22 protein-coding genes are annotated in these 18,923 nt (G+C 51.8%); all 22 read right to left on the bottom strand.

Going from position 1 to position 18,923, the window contains the following annotated elements:
• Nucleotides 1-3: 3 nt before the first annotated feature.
• Nucleotides 4-2,406, bottom strand: coding sequence for a tape measure protein (locus L6439_RS01260; protein ID WP_213468639.1), 2,403 nt, complete (start codon nt 2,404-2,406; stop codon nt 4-6).
• 162 nt (nt 2,407-2,568) lie between these two features.
• Nucleotides 2,569-3,000, bottom strand: coding sequence for a phage tail assembly chaperone (locus tag L6439_RS01255; protein WP_420540572.1), 432 nt, complete (start codon nt 2,998-3,000; stop codon nt 2,569-2,571).
• 21 nt (nt 3,001-3,021) lie between these two features.
• The gene (locus tag L6439_RS01250) at nt 3,022-3,441 is read right to left on the bottom strand and encodes a phage tail tube protein (protein ID WP_213468638.1); all 420 of its coding nucleotides are present in this window, start codon (nt 3,439-3,441) and stop codon (nt 3,022-3,024) included.
• 14 nt (nt 3,442-3,455) lie between these two features.
• Complete coding sequence (locus L6439_RS01245; protein ID WP_213468637.1) at nt 3,456-4,907, bottom strand: phage tail sheath family protein; 1,452 nt, start codon at nt 4,905-4,907, stop codon at nt 3,456-3,458.
• Nucleotides 4,908-5,111 carry a YqzN/YkzM domain-containing protein gene (locus L6439_RS01240; protein ID WP_213468636.1) on the bottom strand — a complete coding sequence of 68 codons (204 nt, stop codon included), beginning with the start codon at nt 5,109-5,111 and terminating at the stop codon, nt 4,908-4,910.
• 9 nt (nt 5,112-5,120) lie between these two features.
• The gene (locus L6439_RS01235) at nt 5,121-5,957 is read right to left on the bottom strand and encodes a hypothetical protein (RefSeq protein WP_213468635.1); all 837 of its coding nucleotides are present in this window, start codon (nt 5,955-5,957) and stop codon (nt 5,121-5,123) included.
• The gene (locus tag L6439_RS01230; protein ID WP_213468634.1) at nt 5,954-6,370 is read right to left on the bottom strand and encodes a hypothetical protein; all 417 of its coding nucleotides are present in this window, start codon (nt 6,368-6,370) and stop codon (nt 5,954-5,956) included. Before L6439_RS01230 ends, L6439_RS01235 begins: the two co-directional genes overlap by 4 nt.
• 1 nt (nt 6,371) lies before the next feature.
• Nucleotides 6,372-6,752 (bottom strand): hypothetical protein, encoded by a 381-nt coding sequence (locus L6439_RS01225; RefSeq protein WP_213468633.1) that lies wholly within the window; start codon nt 6,750-6,752, stop codon nt 6,372-6,374.
• 1 nt (nt 6,753) lies between these two features.
• Complete coding sequence (locus L6439_RS01220) at nt 6,754-7,053, bottom strand: hypothetical protein (protein WP_237096700.1); 300 nt, start codon at nt 7,051-7,053, stop codon at nt 6,754-6,756.
• A 64-nt stretch (nt 7,054-7,117) separates the two neighbouring features.
• On the bottom strand, nt 7,118-8,182 hold the full coding sequence (locus L6439_RS01215) for a hypothetical protein (protein ID WP_213468631.1): 1,065 nt from the start codon (nt 8,180-8,182) through the stop codon (nt 7,118-7,120).
• Nucleotides 8,183-8,196: 14 nt separating this feature from the next.
• Complete coding sequence (locus tag L6439_RS01210) at nt 8,197-8,592, bottom strand: DUF2190 family protein (RefSeq protein ID WP_213468630.1); 396 nt, start codon at nt 8,590-8,592, stop codon at nt 8,197-8,199.
• Nucleotides 8,593-8,607: 15 nt separating this feature from the next.
• Nucleotides 8,608-9,792 (bottom strand): hypothetical protein, encoded by a 1,185-nt coding sequence (locus L6439_RS01205; protein WP_213468629.1) that lies wholly within the window; start codon nt 9,790-9,792, stop codon nt 8,608-8,610.
• Nucleotides 9,737-10,177, bottom strand: coding sequence for a hypothetical protein (locus L6439_RS01200; RefSeq protein ID WP_213468628.1), 441 nt, complete (start codon nt 10,175-10,177; stop codon nt 9,737-9,739). The genes L6439_RS01205 and L6439_RS01200 overlap by 56 nt, the downstream gene beginning before the upstream one ends.
• Nucleotides 10,178-10,225: 48 nt before the next feature.
• Nucleotides 10,226-10,363 (bottom strand): hypothetical protein, encoded by a 138-nt coding sequence (locus tag L6439_RS01195; protein WP_213468627.1) that lies wholly within the window; start codon nt 10,361-10,363, stop codon nt 10,226-10,228.
• A 57-nt stretch (nt 10,364-10,420) separates the two neighbouring features.
• Nucleotides 10,421-11,440: a retron-type reverse transcriptase gene (locus L6439_RS01190; protein WP_213468626.1), complete on the bottom strand. Its 1,020-nt coding sequence runs from the start codon at nt 11,438-11,440 to the stop codon at nt 10,421-10,423.
• A complete protein-coding gene (locus tag L6439_RS01185) occupies nt 11,437-12,915 on the bottom strand; it encodes a phage portal protein (protein ID WP_213468625.1) in 1,479 nt (492 codons plus the stop codon). The genes L6439_RS01190 and L6439_RS01185 overlap by 4 nt, the downstream gene beginning before the upstream one ends.
• Entirely contained in the window at nt 12,908-14,338 is a 1,431-nt protein-coding gene (locus L6439_RS01180) for a phage terminase large subunit (protein WP_213468624.1), read from the bottom strand. The genes L6439_RS01185 and L6439_RS01180 overlap by 8 nt, the downstream gene beginning before the upstream one ends.
• Entirely contained in the window at nt 14,331-15,176 is an 846-nt protein-coding gene (gene terS / locus L6439_RS01175; protein WP_213468623.1) for a phage terminase small subunit, read from the bottom strand. Before terS ends, L6439_RS01180 begins: the two co-directional genes overlap by 8 nt.
• Nucleotides 15,177-15,256: 80 nt before the next feature.
• Nucleotides 15,257-15,472, bottom strand: a complete 216-nt coding sequence (locus L6439_RS01170; protein WP_213468622.1) for a hypothetical protein — start codon at nt 15,470-15,472, stop codon at nt 15,257-15,259.
• A gap of 392 nt (nt 15,473-15,864) precedes the next feature.
• Complete coding sequence (locus tag L6439_RS01165) at nt 15,865-17,226, bottom strand: ParB N-terminal domain-containing protein (RefSeq protein ID WP_213468621.1); 1,362 nt, start codon at nt 17,224-17,226, stop codon at nt 15,865-15,867.
• Between the two features lie 188 nt (nt 17,227-17,414).
• Nucleotides 17,415-17,678 carry a hypothetical protein gene (locus L6439_RS01160; protein ID WP_213468620.1) on the bottom strand — a complete coding sequence of 88 codons (264 nt, stop codon included), beginning with the start codon at nt 17,676-17,678 and terminating at the stop codon, nt 17,415-17,417.
• A gap of 745 nt (nt 17,679-18,423) precedes the next feature.
• A complete protein-coding gene (locus tag L6439_RS01155; protein ID WP_213468619.1) occupies nt 18,424-18,915 on the bottom strand; it encodes a hypothetical protein in 492 nt (163 codons plus the stop codon).
• Nucleotides 18,916-18,923 lie beyond the last annotated feature (8 nt).

The following is an 18,923-nucleotide window of genomic DNA, read 5'->3' as shown; positions in this document are numbered from 1 at the left end:
GCCTCATTTCGTGTTTTGTAACGTTGTTTCTATTGCTCTGGCGATTCCCTGGCCCACGACATTCTTGATCAAATCGTAATCAACTTCTTCTTTTGGCATGTTGATCTGGATGGCACCGGGAGCAAGGTTAATCCCAAAATCATTATTGACTTCTTTTTTGAAATCCTTCAGGAACGACATCATCTGATCTACTTGCTGCTCAGATATCTTGACGGTCTCAGAGGATTTCTTTTGTTTCTCTTGTTCCATGATTGCCTTTATTGCAGCGGCGGTGCCCGAACCTGTGCCGGAAACTCCCCCAAGAATAGGAGCGACTTTCCGCGGAACCTCTGGGTTCTCCATCACATATTCCCCAATTCTGCTGCCACCCATGGCACCGAATCCCATACCGATCAGGCCGCCCACTACATTTCCGTAACCGGGTACGATGGAACCAGCAGCGGCGCCGAGCTTCATTCCAGCTATCGCCCCGAGCCAACCACCGGCATTTGAGCCGACAGCCTTCGCTCGTTCTTGTCCCGGCTCCGCCGTAGCGATGTCGTAGACGCTCAGCCCAGCGGCAACATACGGCAGTCCCTTGACCATCGTTTTCGCAAATGGAGGGAGTTTTACCGGCACTGCGGGTGATTTTGGGGCAACAGGCGGATGCGTGGTTGGCGTTCTGGGATACCAGCCACGTTGATATGGACCTGGGGCCCTTTGCAAAGGCTTTTTAGAAGAACCTGCCGGGTTAACATAACCGCCTCCGCCGACTCCCGGTGAGACTTTGCTGCCTTTACCGAACAATCCCTTGCCCCAGTTCCAAGCTTTTTTCCCAGAAGTGAACGGCTTCTTGAATAGCTTGTAAGCTTTCGTTAGCAACCAAGCATCAAAACCAAGTGCAAGAACATTCCCGATCCAACCGCTTGATTCCCCACCCAACCATGTAGGTTGAATGTTTTGGAAAGCTTCAACGGCTTTTTGCGCAATTTCACTAGCATCAAAAGCGTCTACGAAAGATTGAAAAAACGCCTGCCCAGCCGCAACCCCTGCCGATGTGAATGTTCCGTCATCATTGAGTGTATTCTCAGTGGTGAAGAGTCCTAGAGCTCCCATGAGTATGCCTTTTAAACCTCCACCGAGTGCTCCACCTATTTTTCCGGAAATATCGGCAATCATTGCCTTACCATCTGAAGACCACCAGTCAGAAAAGGGCTTCGCGATTAGATCATCCCACGCTATTTTAATCTTCCCGAAAAAATCAGCGTTCTGAAAATCTGGATTTTTAGCCAACTCGCTTATTTTGGAAGATATCTTTTCAATACCTCCAATTGCAAAGTCAGCAGCCTTTTTTCCAAGATCCTCAAAGGTCTGCCCAATTAAAACAACGGTCTCCTTATTTTCGGATCTCCATTGTCGAAACTTTTTCAAGGCGGGACCAAGAACACTTTCGATCCCCATCCCCCAGCGTTTGAAGACATTCTGGGTGAAGAAAGACTTGGTTCCGAGCAGCAGGTTCTGTAGGTTGCCGCTCATTTCCTCCATCATGCCGTCAAATTTGTCGAATGCTTGGGTAACAATCGGCCAAGTTTTCGAAATGTCCATCCCCGATTCCGCGAGCGCTTCAATACCGGCCCTGGCCTCTCCGTTAATCGCCCCCATCTCTTGGAGGCGGGAAGTCATTTCACCGACTGGCCGCCCAGACTTCATGGCATCATATAGTCGGCCCATCCAGAGAGCAACATCACCGAACGGCTGCTTCGTCCCCGCCGCGATGTCCCCTATCCGCTTGAGTTCATTTCCGGTGGATAGAGCATTCCCCGTGAATACCTGCAAAATCCGCGAGGCCTCGTAGATTTCCTCGCGTTTGTAAGGCGTTTGCCCTGCGAATGTGGTCAATTCTTCAACACGCTTTTGCGCGGCATCCTCGCTGCCCAGCAGGACCTTGAAGGCTGACCGAATACCTTGCTCTTCCATGACCATGTTCAGGCCGACCGTAGTCACCCCGGCCATGCCGCCCCCTACGCCAAGCAATGTCAGAGGACTACTCAGAACGTTCATGATTTTATGAATGGTTGCGGATGCGAAGTCTCTTGCGTAAATGAACACGGTGTATGGTTTACGGGCCAAACTTGTCAGAGTGGAGGAGACTTTGTTCGCTGCGCCGGAAACTTTATCCGAGAGCCGCGCTTCCGGCCTCGCTACAGTCCGATTTATCTTCTCCATCCTGCCCTCAATCTTCTGTGCAGGCGAAGATAATCGGTCTTCCAATCGGGCGGTTGGAGTGATTTTAGTTTTCCCCAGCACGGAAGCCCGCCGAGTCGTCTGCTCAAGCATCTTGTCTATTGCTTTGACTTGCTTCTCGGCATCTTCCACCCCGTCCGTACCGATGACGAGATCCAGGCGGTAGAATTCCTTCTCAGCCAAGCTTATCACCCCGCTTTGGCTTTGGTACGGATTCAATCTCCATTAGCGTGAAGGCAAGCAAAAGCTTCCTCTCCCCCGCTGGAAGAGACCAAAAGGCCCCGGGTGTCAGATCGTGCCGTACCCACATGTGGTACAGCATCGTCGTCATTCCCCCGGAGCCTATTAGTTTTTTACATCTGCAATGTCTACCCCGAAACCGGAGATTTCGAGAACCTTGTCTCCAACCGCATCCAACTCCCCAGCCAGCAGCATTCGGCGGATCACTTCTTCGCCGCCCGACAGCTTCAAGCGACTGGTCAAACGTTCGTCGCCCCACCCACTCAATTTAAGCCCCTGGACTTCAAGGGAAGATGTAGCCTCCTTGATCAACGCTGCATTAAATTGCTCAGTATCTACTTTTTCAGTAGTCTGGCCTTTAATCGTCTTCCGTACCGTGCAGCGCTCTCGAATCGCGTCCACCTTGCTTGATGTCAGTCCTCGCAGCACGGCCCGCATACCGAGTCGTTTGATGAAAACAGTCTCTTCGGGTAAATTGGACGCCGTTTCGAATAGACTGTCCAGGATCTCCTGTTCGTTCAATTGTTGATTTGCCATTATATATTCATCCTCTCAATTTTAGATTTCAATAGGGTCGAGCAGCTCATAATCTTCAAACGTGAATGGCGTTTCCTCCGTCACTTCTTCGCCAGCCGTCCAGTTGGCGAGTTGTACGCTGTCTGGCATACAACGGATCAAACGTATACGTTCAAAACCGTAGGCCTCTGGATCATCCAATTTGGAAATGATGTCAAATTTGCTGAAATCCCTCTGAATCATCTTTGATGTGGTTTTGTATCCGCTAATGGTGCCAGTGCCCTTCTTGGCACCGATTTTGAATTGCACCCAGTTATGGCCTACTAGGTTGAGCTCTCGTTTATCGATTTCCACCTTAGCCTCCAGATGGTTTATATTCGTCTGCCATTCGCCATCGATAAACGCTTGAGCGAATGTCCCAAGTATCGCTCTTGTTGGGTCCATTCCTGCTCCTTGTGCCATATTTCATTCCCCCTTTACGAAACGAAGAACGTGCCAAAAATTTGTTCCATCACATCTGTCAGTCTAGCGTTCCACTGCAAGAATACCTGGTCAGGTTCCGGCTTTTTAGCAGGCGAAGAACCATAATAATCTGGATCAAGGATAACGTCATACCCTGCCCCTTCAATGACATTGCTCTGAGCCAACGTTCTCATATATTCCTTGCAGGCACCGATCAGAGCCAAACGCCCCTCTTCGGTGTTGTTTACCTTACCTATATAGGTATCTTCAGCAGTCCGCTGAAGGTCGGAATTGATTTGATCCATGACGCGGATTGTCCGGATTTTCTTCCAGGAGTTGTTCTTCCCCTCCTGCAGCGTGACAAGCGTATTGACGCCCCGCAGAACCTTGACTTGACGTCCATCGTGAATCAGTAGGAACACGCCCCCACGTACGGCTTGCTCTTGATCCGAACGGGTCCATCGCCGGGTCACGTCATCAAAAGGCGACTCGGCATATGTTGTGGCTTGACTGAGGGACTGCCCCGCTATCAAACCAGCAGCCCATGCTGCAATCTGCGCGGAACTGTATTCCTTGTCGCCGAGAATAGCCCCCGAGCCGACATTTACAATGCCTTCGTGGTTACACGCAGCGCTCCGGGCAATTGCCTTTGTCACCGCATCGTGGCCTTTGTCATCCGACGTCGGCCCCCCGAGTGTGGCAATAATGCCCTTTCCTTCGCCGCGAACACGCTTGACCCACGCCGTGATGCTTGCCCGAAGCGCCGGATCGGTGACTCCATCAAGCGTCAGGACGTGGAAGTCCTGTCCCTCGAAGGCTTCCGTCGCGGCGATGTAATCGGCATTCGTGATGCCGGAAATGCCGCTCTTTCCTCCATTGAGGGCGGCGCCGGATGTGTCCGCCACAGTTCCGTCGGCCACCTTCTCTGCAACGATCCAGTTGTTATCCGCGTCTTCATTGATGGCCGCAGCAGCCGCTGTGCCGTCCCCAATCGAAAACGTCCGCAAAAGAGTCGTGCCCTCGTACAATCTCAGCTCTTTTTTTGTAGCATCAACAAGGCTGGCCTGTACTGTCACATTAAAGCCGTTTCCGCGCTCTCCTGGATACTTCGCTGTCAGAGTCAAGCAGTCAGTGTCTGTGGTATCCTTGAGCGTGACCTTGGCGGCCGCCGCCGACGAATCGGCCAGACGATAGGCGAGCAGCTTTTTCGGCCCACCAAGCAGGGCCAAAAACAATGTTGTGTATGCCGTGGCTCCGCCCGTCTCATCCGACGAAAAGTTATCCTTAATCGCCTTCTCGTCCGCAACTTCAACAAACTCACCGACCGGCCCCCAATGTGCCTTCACGGGGGCAACGACGATGCCGCGCGCGCCCGGTTGAATGGCGGCGCCCGCCACGGCTACGAAATTCATGTAAAGTCCAGGCAGCACCGGCATATCCGTCGGACTCCAATTTCCTCCTGCCATTTAGATCGCCTTCCTTTTCAAAAACTGATCGACTGCTTTTTTTACCTCATCAATCGTCAGTTCGCGTTGGTTAACTCCATGTAGAGCGCCGACCAAAACCTCTGGCCGAACATTAAAAAGAGCCTCGGCATGTGCCGAAAGCTCATCAATGGGATACTTTGATTCATTTGTCGCTTCCGCCTTTTTTTCAGGCTTCTCCGCCATCGATCTCACCTACCTGATACTTGATTTGTAATTTACACTGCGGATTAACGGGACATCGGCCTGTGGCCGCGATACGCGTCGCGAAAGTGTGACCGTGATTTGGCCCTCCTGTAACGCATCGGCTCCAATATTGGCTTTCGGATCCATAATCGTCAGGTATCTCCGGTCCTTAAGGTCAAAAGGGATTTTAATTTCGCTCCCTAACCGTTCGACAAGTGCGGCCACCCCTGCATTCTCCGGATGTTCCTTATTTCCAGCCACATGCACCGTAAAGCGCTTTGTTATTCGATATAAGCCCAAGCTTATCGGTGTTACGTCAATCCCTGTCACCCGCCACATGACCGCAGGACGCGCGTACCCGAGCGGCCAGAAACCGTTATAAACGGCCCAATCTTGTCCCATGATGTTGGTCGTCCAGGACGCCAGAGCCGGAACCCATGGGTCACTTGTGATTTGGCCGTCTGTACCAACCGGCTGCAGCGCCATAACAGCAAACTGCATGCCTCGAGTAATCGCGTCCCATTCTTCGTCAACAACGTCCTGCCCCGATGACCCAAGGTAAATGCACGAAAAGACCTCTCCGGCCTCGGTTGTCAGCAGCTGCTTGTCCAGAGCGGCGATGATTTTTCCCGCCAAGGCGTCCACCTTTTCAAAAGTCGACCGAGACACATACGGCCAGACCTCGACGATCCGGCGGAAGCCGGTCCAAGGTGACTCGTCGCTATCCTGCCCTTGCAGGACAACGACATACGGCTTTTCGCTCTTGGCCTCGGCAGCATGTGGCTCATAGACGTCCTTTAGCTCGGGAATTGCAGCAATCAACCTTTCTCTGATCGCGTTCCTCATTCAGCACCCCACCATTTCAGTAAAGCGTCCCGGAGCTTCCCCTTGTATTTGACCGCTGTAGGCTGGACAATCGCTCGTGGCTTCGTACCTGGATGCTTTACAGCCCGTACCGGGTGCTTCGCGCCACTCCAGTACAATGCCTTCTTGTCTTTAGGCCGTATGATATGGGGTTTGGAGCCCTCCTCCAGGATGCCGCCATACCGAACGCCGTGAGAAAGATACATAGTAACCTTGTCTTTTGATTCTTCTACACCTGCATGCAACGCTCTATGTGCAGTGTGTGTTCTTGGTTTCCAGGGAAAGCTCATTCTCATGTCGCCCTCGGCTTTTCGAGCTAAATTTTCAACAACAGAATATGTGCCGGCTTTCTTCCGCCTGATGTATTCGATCGCATTTTCGCCAAAATCGCCCATATCACTTCACCCTTTCAAGATCGGCCTGATACCCAACGATCACACCCTGCACAACCTGTGGTTGGACAGAAACAACTTCGAACGTCTCGCCTAAAGCTTCGAAACGATCGGTTACGTTCGGACCTGCTTTGATGTCCGCGTACCCGTCGGCAAGTAGGCTATACATCTTATCCGTCTGTTTCGTGCCGGCTAAATTGGAAACGGTCTGCGGTATCTGAGAGCGCGAAACAAAAATCCGGACGGTAACGGGCGGAAGGTCCTTTTCAATCTCATCGTGCCCGCCACCCTTCCGGACTTTCTCCTTGCGGTGGATAGCGATCTCAGTAGGGTTCTGCGATATATTCCAAGCAATATGCCGCCGGCGCAATTCTACAAAGTCCATGTCAAAGCACCCGCGGTGCCTGCACGCGGAGCATGAAGCTCCCCCCGTTCGCAGCCGATTCCGCCATTTGGCTGTACTGCTGAGCCATCAACAAAGCGTGATTGAGCTTGTCTTTCAGGGGTGTGAGGTCGTACTTTTCCGTACCAGCCGAATAGCTCTCGATGTCACCCTGCAGCAGCCCCGCCTTCTCCATCCACCCCACGGAGGCGGCGACATAAATGCTATCCGCCTCCTGTAGCAGCAAGTCGATTTCCGCATCGGTGAAATTCGTATCCGCTTCGGAACCGCCCCTCGGAATCACCTCGTTTAAGAGTCTCCGAAGCTTGGTCCTAAGCAATGGACTAGTTTCCATTTAGATCACCGCCTTAGGCTTTGCCCGGGAAACTAATCTCCTGGACATTTTCGTCGATTGCCGCAAATACACCACGCCATACGTCGCCGACCACTTGTGCTTCTACCAGACGCGTCAAGTCCCCCATGGTCGCCTGGATTTGCAGGGCCTGCTTGACGAGCTCCTTAAATCCGCGTTTCGGACGGATAAGGTAAGCCTTTCCTGCAGGAACACCCGGATATGTGTATGTCTTTTTGCTTACGGTGGCTTCCCATCCATCGTAGTAAATGATGTCCGTGATGCCGTCCAATGCCCGATAAGGCGTCGCCTGAATTGTAAAACTGGACAGTGCATCGTCGATATCCTCTTTGTCGGCCGGATTTGCCAAGAGAATGTTCCCCGGGCGCTTGGCCGTTCGGGCATCCCGCAGTGCAGCTCGCAGCGTCTCCCGCATACTCAAGATGAAGTGAGCTCCTGTTGCACTCGTGAGCGTTTTGCCTAACTGGTCCACGTATACAGGCGCCGTCTTGTTTCCTGCCTTATAGCTGTGCTTGATGATCGGCCCGAGATGAAGATGATTTAGCAGCGCATTGTGGGCTTCCCCGAACGCCTTGTTAAGCAACTCAAAGTTAAATGTTTGGTTAAAAAGCTCTATTTCTTTTGTGTACTCAAATCCCGCTGTAAACCCCTCGATTCTAGCTGTTGGACCTTGTTCTGCTTGCAAACTACCAAACTTGACTTCCTCGCCTTCAAGGTGTTTGAAGAAAACAACGGTTCCGTATTGTGCCCACTTTGCGTCGAATACTTCTGGAAAATTAGGATCATTCATTGTGTCATAAATGGGACCGTACAGGGTCGGGACTTCTTCTTTCCCCAGCTCAACGTCAAGGACAACCTTCTGCAGCAGTTCCTTCCTGCTGTTTTCACTCGTCAACATCTCGCCAATCGGCTTATCGAGCTCATAGGTCTCCATCTCGCCGTTTACGATCTTCTTGGTGACTACTTCCTGACGTCCATTCAACAAAAAAGGAACCGTTGTTTGAACGGTCCCCTGCCGGCGCTTTTCTTTCAGTGTCTCAATACTGTGTACTCTTGCCATTGATTATCAGCCTCCTATACTTGTGGTCCCAGCAGGAACCAGATTACGTTATTGGCGTCTTTCGCCGCCGTTACTCGCCCTACAAGACGGTTGTCGGTGGCAGTCTCTGTAAGTTGGTTTTTTGTGGCATCCCAGTAGATTGATGTTCCAACAGCAAACGCCTGAGTTTTATCGATTTGGTCAGTTTCAAATTCCGCCTGTTCGATGTTCAGGACAACTTCATCCGTTTGTCCTGTACCCGTTGTGACAGATTCCGTGGCAGCGCCAAAGAAACCGTCCAACAGGTAAAATTTTTGGGCCTCAATGGTTGTCTTCGCCGGAACAGTGACTCGGACAGACTTCCCGTCGCTGACTTTTGCTCGATACGACTGATACGTGGTGCTTGGCACCGGTTGACCTTTGTATGGCATTGACATTCAACCTCCTTAAATGCTTGTCCGTTTGGTTTTTAGGTTCTGCGGCCCCCCAGCTTGCCCGCCGCCCGTTCCGGCACGGCCAGCTCCGGCAGGGGGATCGGTATGGTACCGATCAACGATACCCTTCACTACTGGGTCGGCAAGAAAAGTATCCATTTCTCCGGCAATGTGTTCCTTAGTGGCATCCGCTGCAATTCCGCGGAGATGGTACGACCACATTTTTCCGAGCGGTGTCTCCGGGTTCGTGAGGTCCTTCCGGACGGCCACCGAGGTAACCTTCGACTCCATCATTTCGCCAATGATTTGATCCCGGCTGGCGGAAGCTTCCTTGTCGGCTGCAGCTTTCAACGTTTTGAATAATTCTTCGACATCCATTTCCCCGCTCACGCCCAGGATGCTCTCAGCTTTGCCCAACACATCGAGCGCCCGCTGGACCTGCTGCGCAAACTCTGGTGTCAGCTCCGCGACTACCTGTTCATCTGTGAGTCCCATTTCCCCGGCCAGCGTGCCGATCGTAAATCCCTTCATGCCGTGTTTCTTCTTCACTTCGGTTAAAACCTGCGCCCATTCCACCTGTTCGTCATCTCCTTTCGATTCTTCGGGGCCTGCCCCATCTAAGTCCCACATCTCGCCCGACATGGCGACGATGCGGGTATTCATCCCTGCGCGGTCAAGTGGAGTCCAGTCGATGGATAAAGGATTGTAGCCAACTACGTCAGTTTCTCCCTTTGCTCGTTGCAGCTTCGGCATGCCGTAAATGGACACCTGATTGATTCGGTTGGAACGAATCCACCGTTTCAGATCCTTCGCCGCTGCATCGACCACACCGCGGAAGTAAGCCGTCTCGCCGACCATCTTCGCCCCAACCCAATGCGTGACTGGGGGCAGAAACTGATTATTGACGTCCTCCGGTTTTTGGTGGCCCAGGAAACCGTTCAGCGTCTTGGTCATGACCGCATCGACAATATCCTTCAACGATTGGCTTCTGTAGTTCCAGCCCCGCTTGGAACGGCTGGCTGGGATCTCAACTACGACTTCCAGCGGATCGTCGTCGCCTTTCTTTAGCTCATCAATCCGCACACCCGGGGCGAGCGGTACATCGTTGACGCTCATCTCTCCCGAAAGATTCCCGAACAGCCTAAACGGCTGCGTTGTCTGCTCCGCCATCTCCCCGTAAATCAGTCCGTTCCGCATTCTCTTGTTCACCCCCTCTCCGTGCCAACGCAATTAAGCCGCGGCTAATTGCTTCGATAGCCTGTTCCTCTGCGACCAATCGCATTTCATCCTCCCGATCTGCAAAGAGCGGAAATAGATGGATGTGTAATAACTCATGCACCAAGGAAAGCTCCATGTCTTGAGGTTCGGCAGAATTAGGAGGATAGTCGACCGGAGCTAGGATGCGGATCGACGCCATTCTTTTCGGGAGCACTGCATCAATCTCAGCATTGCGATTTTGCTCATGCATTTCCCTCTCTCGACATATCTCAAGGCCAACAATCCAATCCTGCAACCTTAGGATCTTCTGCCATTCCGCGCACTTAGCACGGAGTTCGTCGGCTGTAAAAATCACTTCATGCAAGGGGTTCACTCCTCTACAGGAAAAATAAAAAGCGCCTTTTCAGGGCGCTTATTCTTCATCGTCTATGTTGTTATCCTTACCTCCATCCAGCACTTGAAGCTTATCCTTCGTCTGTTCCTTCCGCATTTGCCTAAGCTCTTCCTCGGTCGGAATCAACGGGATTTCAAACTCAATTCCTCCTGACATGTTCAACCCTCCTATACGCTTCTATGAATCCATCATACCGCGCATATGGAAAGGATACTATGCCACCTTGGAATATACCTCCTGATACCATTTCTCAAGATCCGGCTGGGATGCAGGATTCGTCATCCAGGCATTCAGGCGGTCGATAAAGGCGTCCGTATCCTCATGCACCGAAACAAGCGTGCACATATCATTGGGATGGGCCGGAAAAGGTGGCTCTTCACCGGGTGGCCAGACGCCCCTACCGAGGCCGTGGTCAACTTCCGCGAATTTCTTGCATACTTGGCATGGGTCAGAATGATTCGACAATAACCACTTCATTCCGGTATAAGATGGAGAGACGCTGGCCGCGGCGATCGTACCTTCCCCGAATGCTGCTGCCGTCTCCGTCCGGACGAGGCGCAGCGCCTCATAGCTAATGTCCTGCGGTATCCGGCTGCCCATTCGTTCCATCATGTTTGGATATTCATAGGCAAGCGTCTTTTTCCCACGCCGGACATATTTTTCAAGAGCCCGCGCCGTCTCCAGGGGGTCCTCGCCGGTTGCAACCGCATCCTGGATGATTTCGGTGATTGCAGTTCGGGCTTTCTCCCCATGCCGCCATATCCGGTCAGATAGATGCAACCCTCCCTGGGTCCTTGCCCAGCAGGCCTCGACCGCCTGCGTATTGGCTCTGAAAAACGCCCTCTTTACCGGTCCCTTCGAGAGCTCCGTCCGTGATATCTGTGAGAGTGTGACTTCATAGGAATAGCTTGTGCCTGCTTCCACGGCCTTCTCGATGCTGCTGCTTACAATCCCCTGCAAGGCCTCCGTGATGCTGTTCTGGCGCAGTGAGAGCTCAAGAGCGGTCAAATACCGGACGTTCATCTGATTGCCGTAGCCTTGCTGCCTCATGCGACGTATTTCCCTTGCTACTTTGTCCGCAGCGCGGATATAAATTCGACGGACTTCTTGATCCTGGCCGAGCCGGAGGTCGATATACTTCTTCCGGGCTGCAAGCGCCCATTGCAGGTATGGACCAGTCGTCCGCATAAGCTGCCGCAGCGTCTCTTCAACAGATTTGACGATCCGACTCATGAGGCAGCCTTCCTTTCTTCATCAAGGTATGCCGCGTCGAATAACCGGGCGCGGAAGATGGATGTCTGCAATATTCGATCCTTTTCGCCAGCCACGTCCGGGTCATCGCTTTCATAGTCACGGATCGTATCTACCCAGTATTTGAGATACTGGACAGCAGCCTCCAAGGACATCATTTGGCCAGATACTGCCGTGTCCAATGCTTCTACAATGGACTTCAGTTCCTCGGCAGCATCTTTGCTGTCGCGTGGGTCGATATTCTCCCAGACCAGCTCCGTCTCGTAGGTGCTAAAGCTGATATTCTCGGCCTGTGAAATCATAGCCAGCACCATCCGTGCAAGCAGCTTCCATGAATCGGTGAACTCCTGACGCTTGCGTTCAATCTTCTGGATGAACACAGGCATCTGTTCTTTTGTCGAAGCCAGCGATGACGGCATGTGAACGCCGAAGACAAATTCAGGCGTTTCTGACGATGAAGTGATGCAATAGAAAATGAATTTTAGCAATGCGGTTGCATCACCGCTCGCTGACTTAGCTTCGATGAAATCTGCATCTTCTTCGCCCTGGAATATCAACATTTCATGTCCGCTCAGGTCAATTTTTCCGCCCTTCTTAGCAAATTCAGCCGGGTCATTGATGCCGAAGTTGTTACGCAGGAAGCCTGCCACGTCTTTCAGTTTCAGTTTCAAGCGTGGCGTGCTGTGCATCTTCGAACCCTGTACCGCATGCATGAATACGTCATGGTACACCTTCAAAAAAGGCTCCACCGATTCAAGGTCACTTTTCCCAAATTCCATGGTCTCGTCGCCCTCATTTTTGAAATGAACAATGGGGATGAATCCCCACGGGTTCGGTGTTTCCCCAACTTCTATGCCTGGAGGGATGTCTCCCTCAATTTCAATCAAGCGCCTCTCAGCGCTGATACGTTGCTTGATCGTCGCTCGGCGGTTCGCCCCGGATTCATCCATCCAGGTATGCGTCGATTCAAGGATGTACTCAATTGCCTCCCCTGTGATTGGGTTACGGTTGATTTTCTGCACCTGATCGGGTGGAAGGATATTGTAAACCAGTCGCTTCCTCTCTTCTGGAAAAAGCGGTGAATCAGTGTCCTCCCGTGTGAGCCAAACAAAGCAGTCGCCTTCCTTGATGGCGTTCAACTGCGTCCGCTGGACCCTTGAGTGATTCTGCTTAAAAAACTCCTGCAGCCTCTCTTGGGCATCTTCATCGGCACTTTTTATTTCAGGCACGCCCATAAATCCGACAGTCGAGTTGACTATCTTTTTGGCAAAGCCAGCACCGAGCTTGTAGTTCTCTTCTGTGTTGTCATAAAGCGCCCGGGCTTTTGTGTAATTTACTCGAGTCGAGTCAAGCTTATACGCACCGCCTATGCCGCTTGTTACAAGCCCCCAAAGGCCGGATAAGCCTTGCCGAAGCTTTGACATTTCCCCAACCGCTCGCTGCCACCAACTAGCCATATACTCTCCCTCCTCTCAGTAAACCGGCCGCAGCCGGATCAATAACCATGCCGGATTTTGCGAAGGCCAAAACAAGCGCGTCCGCCCGGTCAGGTGATCGGAGGCCCCGCTTTTTCATTTCTTTTTTCGATTCTAGAATGATACGCCCTTTGCTGGTAACGGTATACTTTCGGGTGGAAAGCTGCCCAATCAGGTCCTCGTCGTTCGGAATCTGAATATCTCCCGCCTGCAGCAGATCCCGGACATTTGCCCAGGCTTCCGTACCCCAGTTATCATAGTGATCGGGGTCGTCCGCCTTTCCGCCGTTGTGGCAGTCGATCACATCGATGTACAGCCCCTCTTCTCGGACAACTTCCCTAACCCGGTCGGTTACTCCGCCGCCGACGCCATCATCGTCAATTTTGACGGTGCAGCGCGGGCGCCCGTATTTCAGCATCAATTCCTTTGCCAAGTTGATGACCCATCCGGCCGTCTCCATGGTGTCCTTCTTGGTATACGTCTTGATGAGCGGAACCAGTAAGCCGACTCGCGGCACAATGACCGTTTCGTCGTCACCAAAGCGAGCAACGTCAACGCCGATTTCAAGAGGCTCCGCATCCGGTATGTCGAGTGCCCCGTCTTCCCGGAAGTACACTTCCCGCATGGCGGCCGCCTCGGCCAGTTCTAACGCTATGAAGGTGTCCGGCTCAGCACGGGGGAACTCCCCATCCACCCGAACGCGAACCACATCGCTATCCCGGCCATACTTTCTCTCCAGCATTTCGATGTTTTTCTTGTTGGTGCGCCGGCTGTCCCGGCTGGAAACCTTATGCGCCCGATAGTCGCCCCGATCCTTGTGATGGGAATCGTAGAAGGTGCCACTAGTCCGCGTCGGGTTCCCGCACATAACCAACTTGTTCTCATCCCCGGAAAGTGTCCCGAGGATGGCTTCCATGATGTCATCCTTTACGCCGGAAGCTTCGTCCACAATGAACAGCATGTAATCTTCGTGAAAGCCCTGCATATTCTCCGGCTTCGTGGCCGTCCGCGCAGTCGCGAACCACCGCTGTTCGTGGCCCACCATGTAGACCTTCGTCTTCGTCCATTTGAGCAAGTTTTTGACCATTGAGCGTTCCAACCATTTGGCCACTTCGGCCCAAAGGACGTCGTGGAGCTGCTGCCGGGTCGGAGCTGTACAAACGACCTTCGGATTCGGGCGGCAACAAAGGAACCATATGATTAGGGCCGCCTCAAACGCTGTCTTGCCGACACCTTGTCCGGAACGAATGCTCACCCGCGGATGGATGGCCACGTCGGCCATCGCTGCCCGCTGCCAGTCGTCCGGGTCGAATTCGAGCATATCCTCTGCGAAGGCGACCGGATCATCCCAATACAGGTCAATGAGGGTAACGAGGTCGGAAACCACGTTATACGGCTTACCCATCCGCCTTCACCTTCCGCCGTTTCTCTGCAATCTCCCTCAGCGCATCCGTCCAGCTCGCCGTTGCTCCCTCAGCACCTTGAAGCTTCTGCAACTCAATTTGCAAGATGGCCGTCCGGACTTGCTTTTCCTCGTCAATTGCGATCAGTTTGTTCATCAGCTCGATGGCCTTGAGTTTCTTGTCCTGGACTCGGGTCAACGCCTCTTCAAGCTTGATGATATCGTCAATGGCTCTGTATTCCGTTTCCTCAATCTCAGATTCGACCATCTCCGTCCGGGTAATGGGCACCGTCTTAGTGACGCCCGTTTTTTCGTCGTGAACGGTCATGACGTCTTTGATTGCCTTCAACTCGCTCAGCACTCGCCGCTGCGTTTCAGATAGGCCGTTCATCAACTTCCCGATCCGCTGCAGCATGCGGCGCTCCCGTATGGTAAGGAGTTTGATCGCCTCGTCTGCCTGCTGGACAGGATCGGTGTCAACCTGCTCGACGAGCTCCTGTTCGTCCTCTTCGAGTGCATCCATCCAGATTGTTTCATATTCCCCGGTCGTGACCGCCTTCTTATTGCCATACGGCCCGCCGGTGCCGCCTTTATTGCCGACAGCATTCTGATTTCCCTTGGGTGCGCCGCCGCGGTTACCGACTGCGTTCTTGTTCCCTTTCGGGGCGCCGGGACCCCGCCGTCGATTGGTAACGTTACTATTGGATTCATTGGTAACGTTACTATTCAAAGCATCGGCCCAACGGTCGACGCTCTTCCACTTTCGGACCTGCGTCTCCCCGAGCCCGAGGGCGGCAGCAATGTCCTTCAGCTTCATTTTGCCGCCGCTGTCCAGCCACATCTTCCTGGCTTCGTCTCGCTGCGGGCTTCGTTCCCTTGCCACTACATATCACCCCACCCCCACGAAAAAAACGACACCTGTCAGATGTCGTCCTTCTGCAACTCGATATCTATTTCGATGAGCTTTTTCAGGTCGTCAACGGTTTTGATTTCGATCCGGCCGTCTTGAAAGTCCTTTACCCAGCGAGCGATTCCGGCTTTTACGATCTTCCGGTACTGCTCCTTGCTTTCAAGAATCCCCTCCATGACGGCAAGCTCATGCTGCAACAACACATCATGTTCACAATTTGTTCCCATTGCCGTTCCCCTCGACTTCCATTACAATGATGTCGAGATAGTGGCTTGCGCTTCCGTGGCCACGGGTTTCCACTATCTCAGCCGGGGGAACCTGGCTGCGTAGGAGGGCGTTGACGCGCCCTCTTTTTACCGTAAATAGGATGAAACATTCACTAACTTCGGGCGGAGGTTATATTTCTTCGCTAGCGATACGGATTTTTGATTTACCGCATCGATATATGGTGTAACGCTCTCCAAAGCCTCCTGTCGACTTACCATATTTCGTTTGTATAGGGCCCGGTAAGTCTCAGCCTGTTCCTTTAAATATGAAATCTCCTTGTCCATGCTTTCATCGCTCCTCGTTAATTGATTATCCAGATGATATAACAGGACTTAGGTCGAATCGAGGAGATTTACGCATATTTCTCGAAAATATCTGTATCCACTTCGATATAGGAAAATTCTCCTTTTATCATCTTCGGATTGCCTTTGAAGAAAAACAACACGTTTTGATGACACTTCCCTAATTTTCTCATCGTGGTAAATTGCCTGCCCACTCTTAGCGCTACGGTCCCAACCGAATTGAGTAATACACCCTCATTGTACAAGTGCATGCCGGCATCTGTGAAAGCTTGAATCGTATGGGATACAAAATTACGATATAGCCCGCGCTTATCGCGGACATCACCGACGACAAAGCAGGCAAACCTATTTTCTTTGAGCTGGGAGACCGCATCCGCAATAATTTGTCGATATGCTGTAAGAAAGTCTTCGTATTCCATATTCGACAGGTCCGCGGGGTCATCCGAATAAACTTCCAAATCAGCATATGGTGGACATGAGAAAATAAGGTCTGCCTGCACATGGCCTGCCAACTTTTTGATGTTAATTGAATCTCCCTGAATCCATTCAGGAGTGGATCTCAATACCCCCTCAGCAAGCATTTTGTCCGCCTGCTTCCTATTCGCCTCAACCTGTTCCGGGCGCAGGTCAATGCCGGTATACGAGTATCCCAGATAGTGAGCTACAATCCCCCTGACCGACCCACCCGCGAACGGGTCTAAGATTCGACCATCCTGCGGGCAAAACCATCGGTATACAATTTCGCAGAGGACTGGGTCGAAAACGCTAGTCCCACCGCCGCAAGCTTCCATCGCCTTCCTCACATACTCGGATTGTTTGTCCAAGTTGTAGAGAAGGGTGTCTTTTCTCCCGTCTTCACTCTTAATTCCAAGTCCTAACCACGCACGTTTCCGATCTTGCCAGTATCCTTGGCGAGCATCAAATACGGTGAATGGCGGAACCCCAAAGCGTTCCACCAGAGACGACGGCTCATTTTCTAGTTCTTCCTCAAAAATTTCGTCCAAGGCATATTCAGTCTTTAGATTATCAACCTCGTCCAGGTCAAAACCGGATAGGGATAGATCCGCTCCATCGGACTCCAACTCGTCGATCAGCTTCATAAGAGCCTCGTCATCCCAGCGGCCAGAAACCCTGTTCAAGGCCAGATTCAACAGCCGCTCCTGCGTCTCGTCAAGGTCGACGGCGGATACCTCTACCTCCGTGCGACCCTGCTCGTTGACAAGGATCTTGTATCTCTGGTGCCCGCCGACCATGTTCCCGGTTCGCTCGTTCCAGACGATCGGCTCGACGTAGCCAAATTCCTCAATGCTACGGCGCAGCTTCTGGTATTCCGGATCGTCCGGCTGCAGGTCAACGCGGGGATTGTACGCTGCCGCATTGATCCTCTCGATTGAGATAGTTCTGATGTCCACGACCACACCTCCATTGTGTTGTGTTGGTTTCTCGCGGGTGCATGCGTAATACGTCCGCACGGCGATTCTACGGCCCCGCCCTGCCGTTTTCTGTTCTTGTCCCGGTACTTGGAAGTATTAGAACATGCGTTCCTCAAATCGCCTCTTATTTCGTCGTTTCGAGGCAAAAGAAAAAGCACCCGAAGGTGCTAATTATCTAATTCTATCAATTTACCATCACCTAGAAGTGTGTTAGGTGAATCCGTCACAGCAACACCTTCATATTTTTTACCATCAACACTAACCATGTCTAACTTATTCGTTTTAGAAACACTCAATTCGAAGTAATGTCCGCTGACCCATAACTCCCAACTCTTCGAATAGCCTTCTTCAGTCACGATTATTTGCGCATCTTCAAAATGAATTGGGTTGCCATTCAAGTATAACTCTTTCAAATGTATAGTATTAACCATGATTTACTCCCTCCCTATAATTCAAATTTTAACACAAGGACGCCTGCCACAAAATTGTTTTGTTCCTGTCCATTCTCCCCAAAAACAGCCTTTACAAAGAGCTGGCTGCTTCGGCGGATCTTTGATTCGCTTCTTTTTCTTCTTCACAATACATTCCCCCAATAAAAAAAGCCGCCCCATTGAAGGAACGACTTCGTATTATTTATAAAGTTAATTTGAGCAAAGAGGCTTGTTTGAACAGTGGCGCCCGCAAACGTCCGCCGCAAAATCGCTGCGCTTTTTGCTTTAAAATCATTTTGTACTTTGTAACTATATACGTGGATCTAAGAGCATTTTAACGAACCGTTAAAATCGATGTCAAAATCTCTAATTATCGGTTTTCATTACTTTAAGGAATACGGCCCTGCAATTCTTCGAATTCCTCACTATTTTGATATTGTCCTTCAACTGGTATATTCTAGTAGTAAGTAAAGAAAGGGGTGAGACATATTGCGGATTTTTGAATTACTTTGGGATGAGATCGTTTTACAACGTCTATACCCGCTAGTTGTTGCCTTTGGTTTGCTGGCGATCTTCGTTAAGCTCATCTCATAGATTCAAAAAGGCGAGAAGAGGTACGCCCCGGTAATGCGCCGCCTGCTGGACGGCCGTGCGTGTCATTCTCGCCTCATTTCCACACTGCCATAGTAACACGGTTCTTTCCTCACGTGTTCGTCAAGATTCCCCAGAATGTCCCACGTTTTCGTCAAAATTTCATCTCGTCCCGTTCGAAGAACCCTAGCAGCTTCAATGTGTTTGCGATCGAGGTGGTACCTTCCTCGATCCGTCTGTCTATTGTGCTGTCCGACAAGCCGCGGCGGAAGAAAAGGATCGTCTCCTTGCGGCTGTAACCCTGAAAGAACCGATACTCGACCGCCCGCTTCGCATCTTCGTCTTGGATCAAGCCAGCAGCCCGGCGCAGCATGGTCGTGTAGAATCGATATTGCTCATACACCCATTTCTGCTTTTCGGTCAGAATGACGGCGTTCGCCGTCTTGTCTGCATGCAGATCATCTTGGTCTATCCGCCGGCCCGTCTCCCCATCGACGGCCACTTGCGCCAGTTCCTGTTCGAATGCTTCAAAATCGCGCATCAGCGCGACCATGTGTATATATTTTTCGAGCAGGAATTTCGCTCGTTGGATCTCTGCATCTGTCGCCTTTGAAAAGAGTTCACCCTGTGCCCACTCCATCGCCATTCCCCTCA

Origin of the sequence: Paenibacillus dendritiformis (assembly GCF_021654795.1) — a bacterium.
Taxonomy (GTDB): domain Bacteria; phylum Bacillota; class Bacilli; order Paenibacillales; family Paenibacillaceae; genus Paenibacillus_B.
Note: the sequence above shows the minus strand (reverse complement) of the source record. Positions and strands in the feature narration are given on the sequence as shown.

What these genes read in the sequence shown, in the direction of transcription:
- L6439_RS01210 (WP_213468630.1), bottom strand. Translation starts at nt 8,592, where the DNA reads ATGCCATACAAAGGTCAACCGGTGCCAAGCACCACGTATCAGTCGTAT.
- L6439_RS01230 (WP_213468634.1), bottom strand. Translation starts at nt 6,370, where the DNA reads ATGGGCGATTTTGGCGAAAATGCGATCGAATACATCAGGCGGAAGAAA.
- L6439_RS01170 (WP_213468622.1), bottom strand. Translation starts at nt 15,472, where the DNA reads ATGGGAACAAATTGTGAACATGATGTGTTGTTGCAGCATGAGCTTGCC.
- L6439_RS01195 (WP_213468627.1), bottom strand. Translation starts at nt 10,363, where the DNA reads ATGTCAGGAGGAATTGAGTTTGAAATCCCGTTGATTCCGACCGAGGAA.
- L6439_RS01185 (WP_213468625.1), bottom strand. Translation starts at nt 12,915, where the DNA reads ATGGCTAGTTGGTGGCAGCGAGCGGTTGGGGAAATGTCAAAGCTTCGG.
- L6439_RS01255 (WP_420540572.1), bottom strand. Translation starts at nt 3,000, where the DNA reads ATGGCAAATCAACAATTGAACGAACAGGAGATCCTGGACAGTCTATTC.
- L6439_RS01205 (WP_213468629.1), bottom strand. Translation starts at nt 9,792, where the DNA reads ATGCGGAACGGACTGATTTACGGGGAGATGGCGGAGCAGACAACGCAG.
- L6439_RS01245 (WP_213468637.1), bottom strand. Translation starts at nt 4,907, where the DNA reads ATGGCAGGAGGAAATTGGAGTCCGACGGATATGCCGGTGCTGCCTGGA.
- L6439_RS01225 (WP_213468633.1), bottom strand. Translation starts at nt 6,752, where the DNA reads ATGGACTTTGTAGAATTGCGCCGGCGGCATATTGCTTGGAATATATCG.
- L6439_RS01155 (WP_213468619.1), bottom strand. Translation starts at nt 18,915, where the DNA reads ATGGCGATGGAGTGGGCACAGGGTGAACTCTTTTCAAAGGCGACAGAT.
- L6439_RS01250 (WP_213468638.1), bottom strand. Translation starts at nt 3,441, where the DNA reads ATGGCACAAGGAGCAGGAATGGACCCAACAAGAGCGATACTTGGGACA.
- L6439_RS01160 (WP_213468620.1), bottom strand. Translation starts at nt 17,678, where the DNA reads ATGGTTAATACTATACATTTGAAAGAGTTATACTTGAATGGCAACCCA.
- terS (WP_213468623.1), bottom strand. Translation starts at nt 15,176, where the DNA reads ATGTGGCTGGACAGCGGCGGCAAAATGAAGCTGAAGGACATTGCTGCC.
- L6439_RS01235 (WP_213468635.1), bottom strand. Translation starts at nt 5,957, where the DNA reads ATGAGGAACGCGATCAGAGAAAGGTTGATTGCTGCAATTCCCGAGCTA.
- L6439_RS01240 (WP_213468636.1), bottom strand. Translation starts at nt 5,111, where the DNA reads ATGGCGGAGAAGCCTGAAAAAAAGGCGGAAGCGACAAATGAATCAAAG.
- L6439_RS01190 (WP_213468626.1), bottom strand. Translation starts at nt 11,440, where the DNA reads ATGAGTCGGATCGTCAAATCTGTTGAAGAGACGCTGCGGCAGCTTATG.
- L6439_RS01180 (WP_213468624.1), bottom strand. Translation starts at nt 14,338, where the DNA reads ATGGGTAAGCCGTATAACGTGGTTTCCGACCTCGTTACCCTCATTGAC.
- L6439_RS01215 (WP_213468631.1), bottom strand. Translation starts at nt 8,182, where the DNA reads ATGGCAAGAGTACACAGTATTGAGACACTGAAAGAAAAGCGCCGGCAG.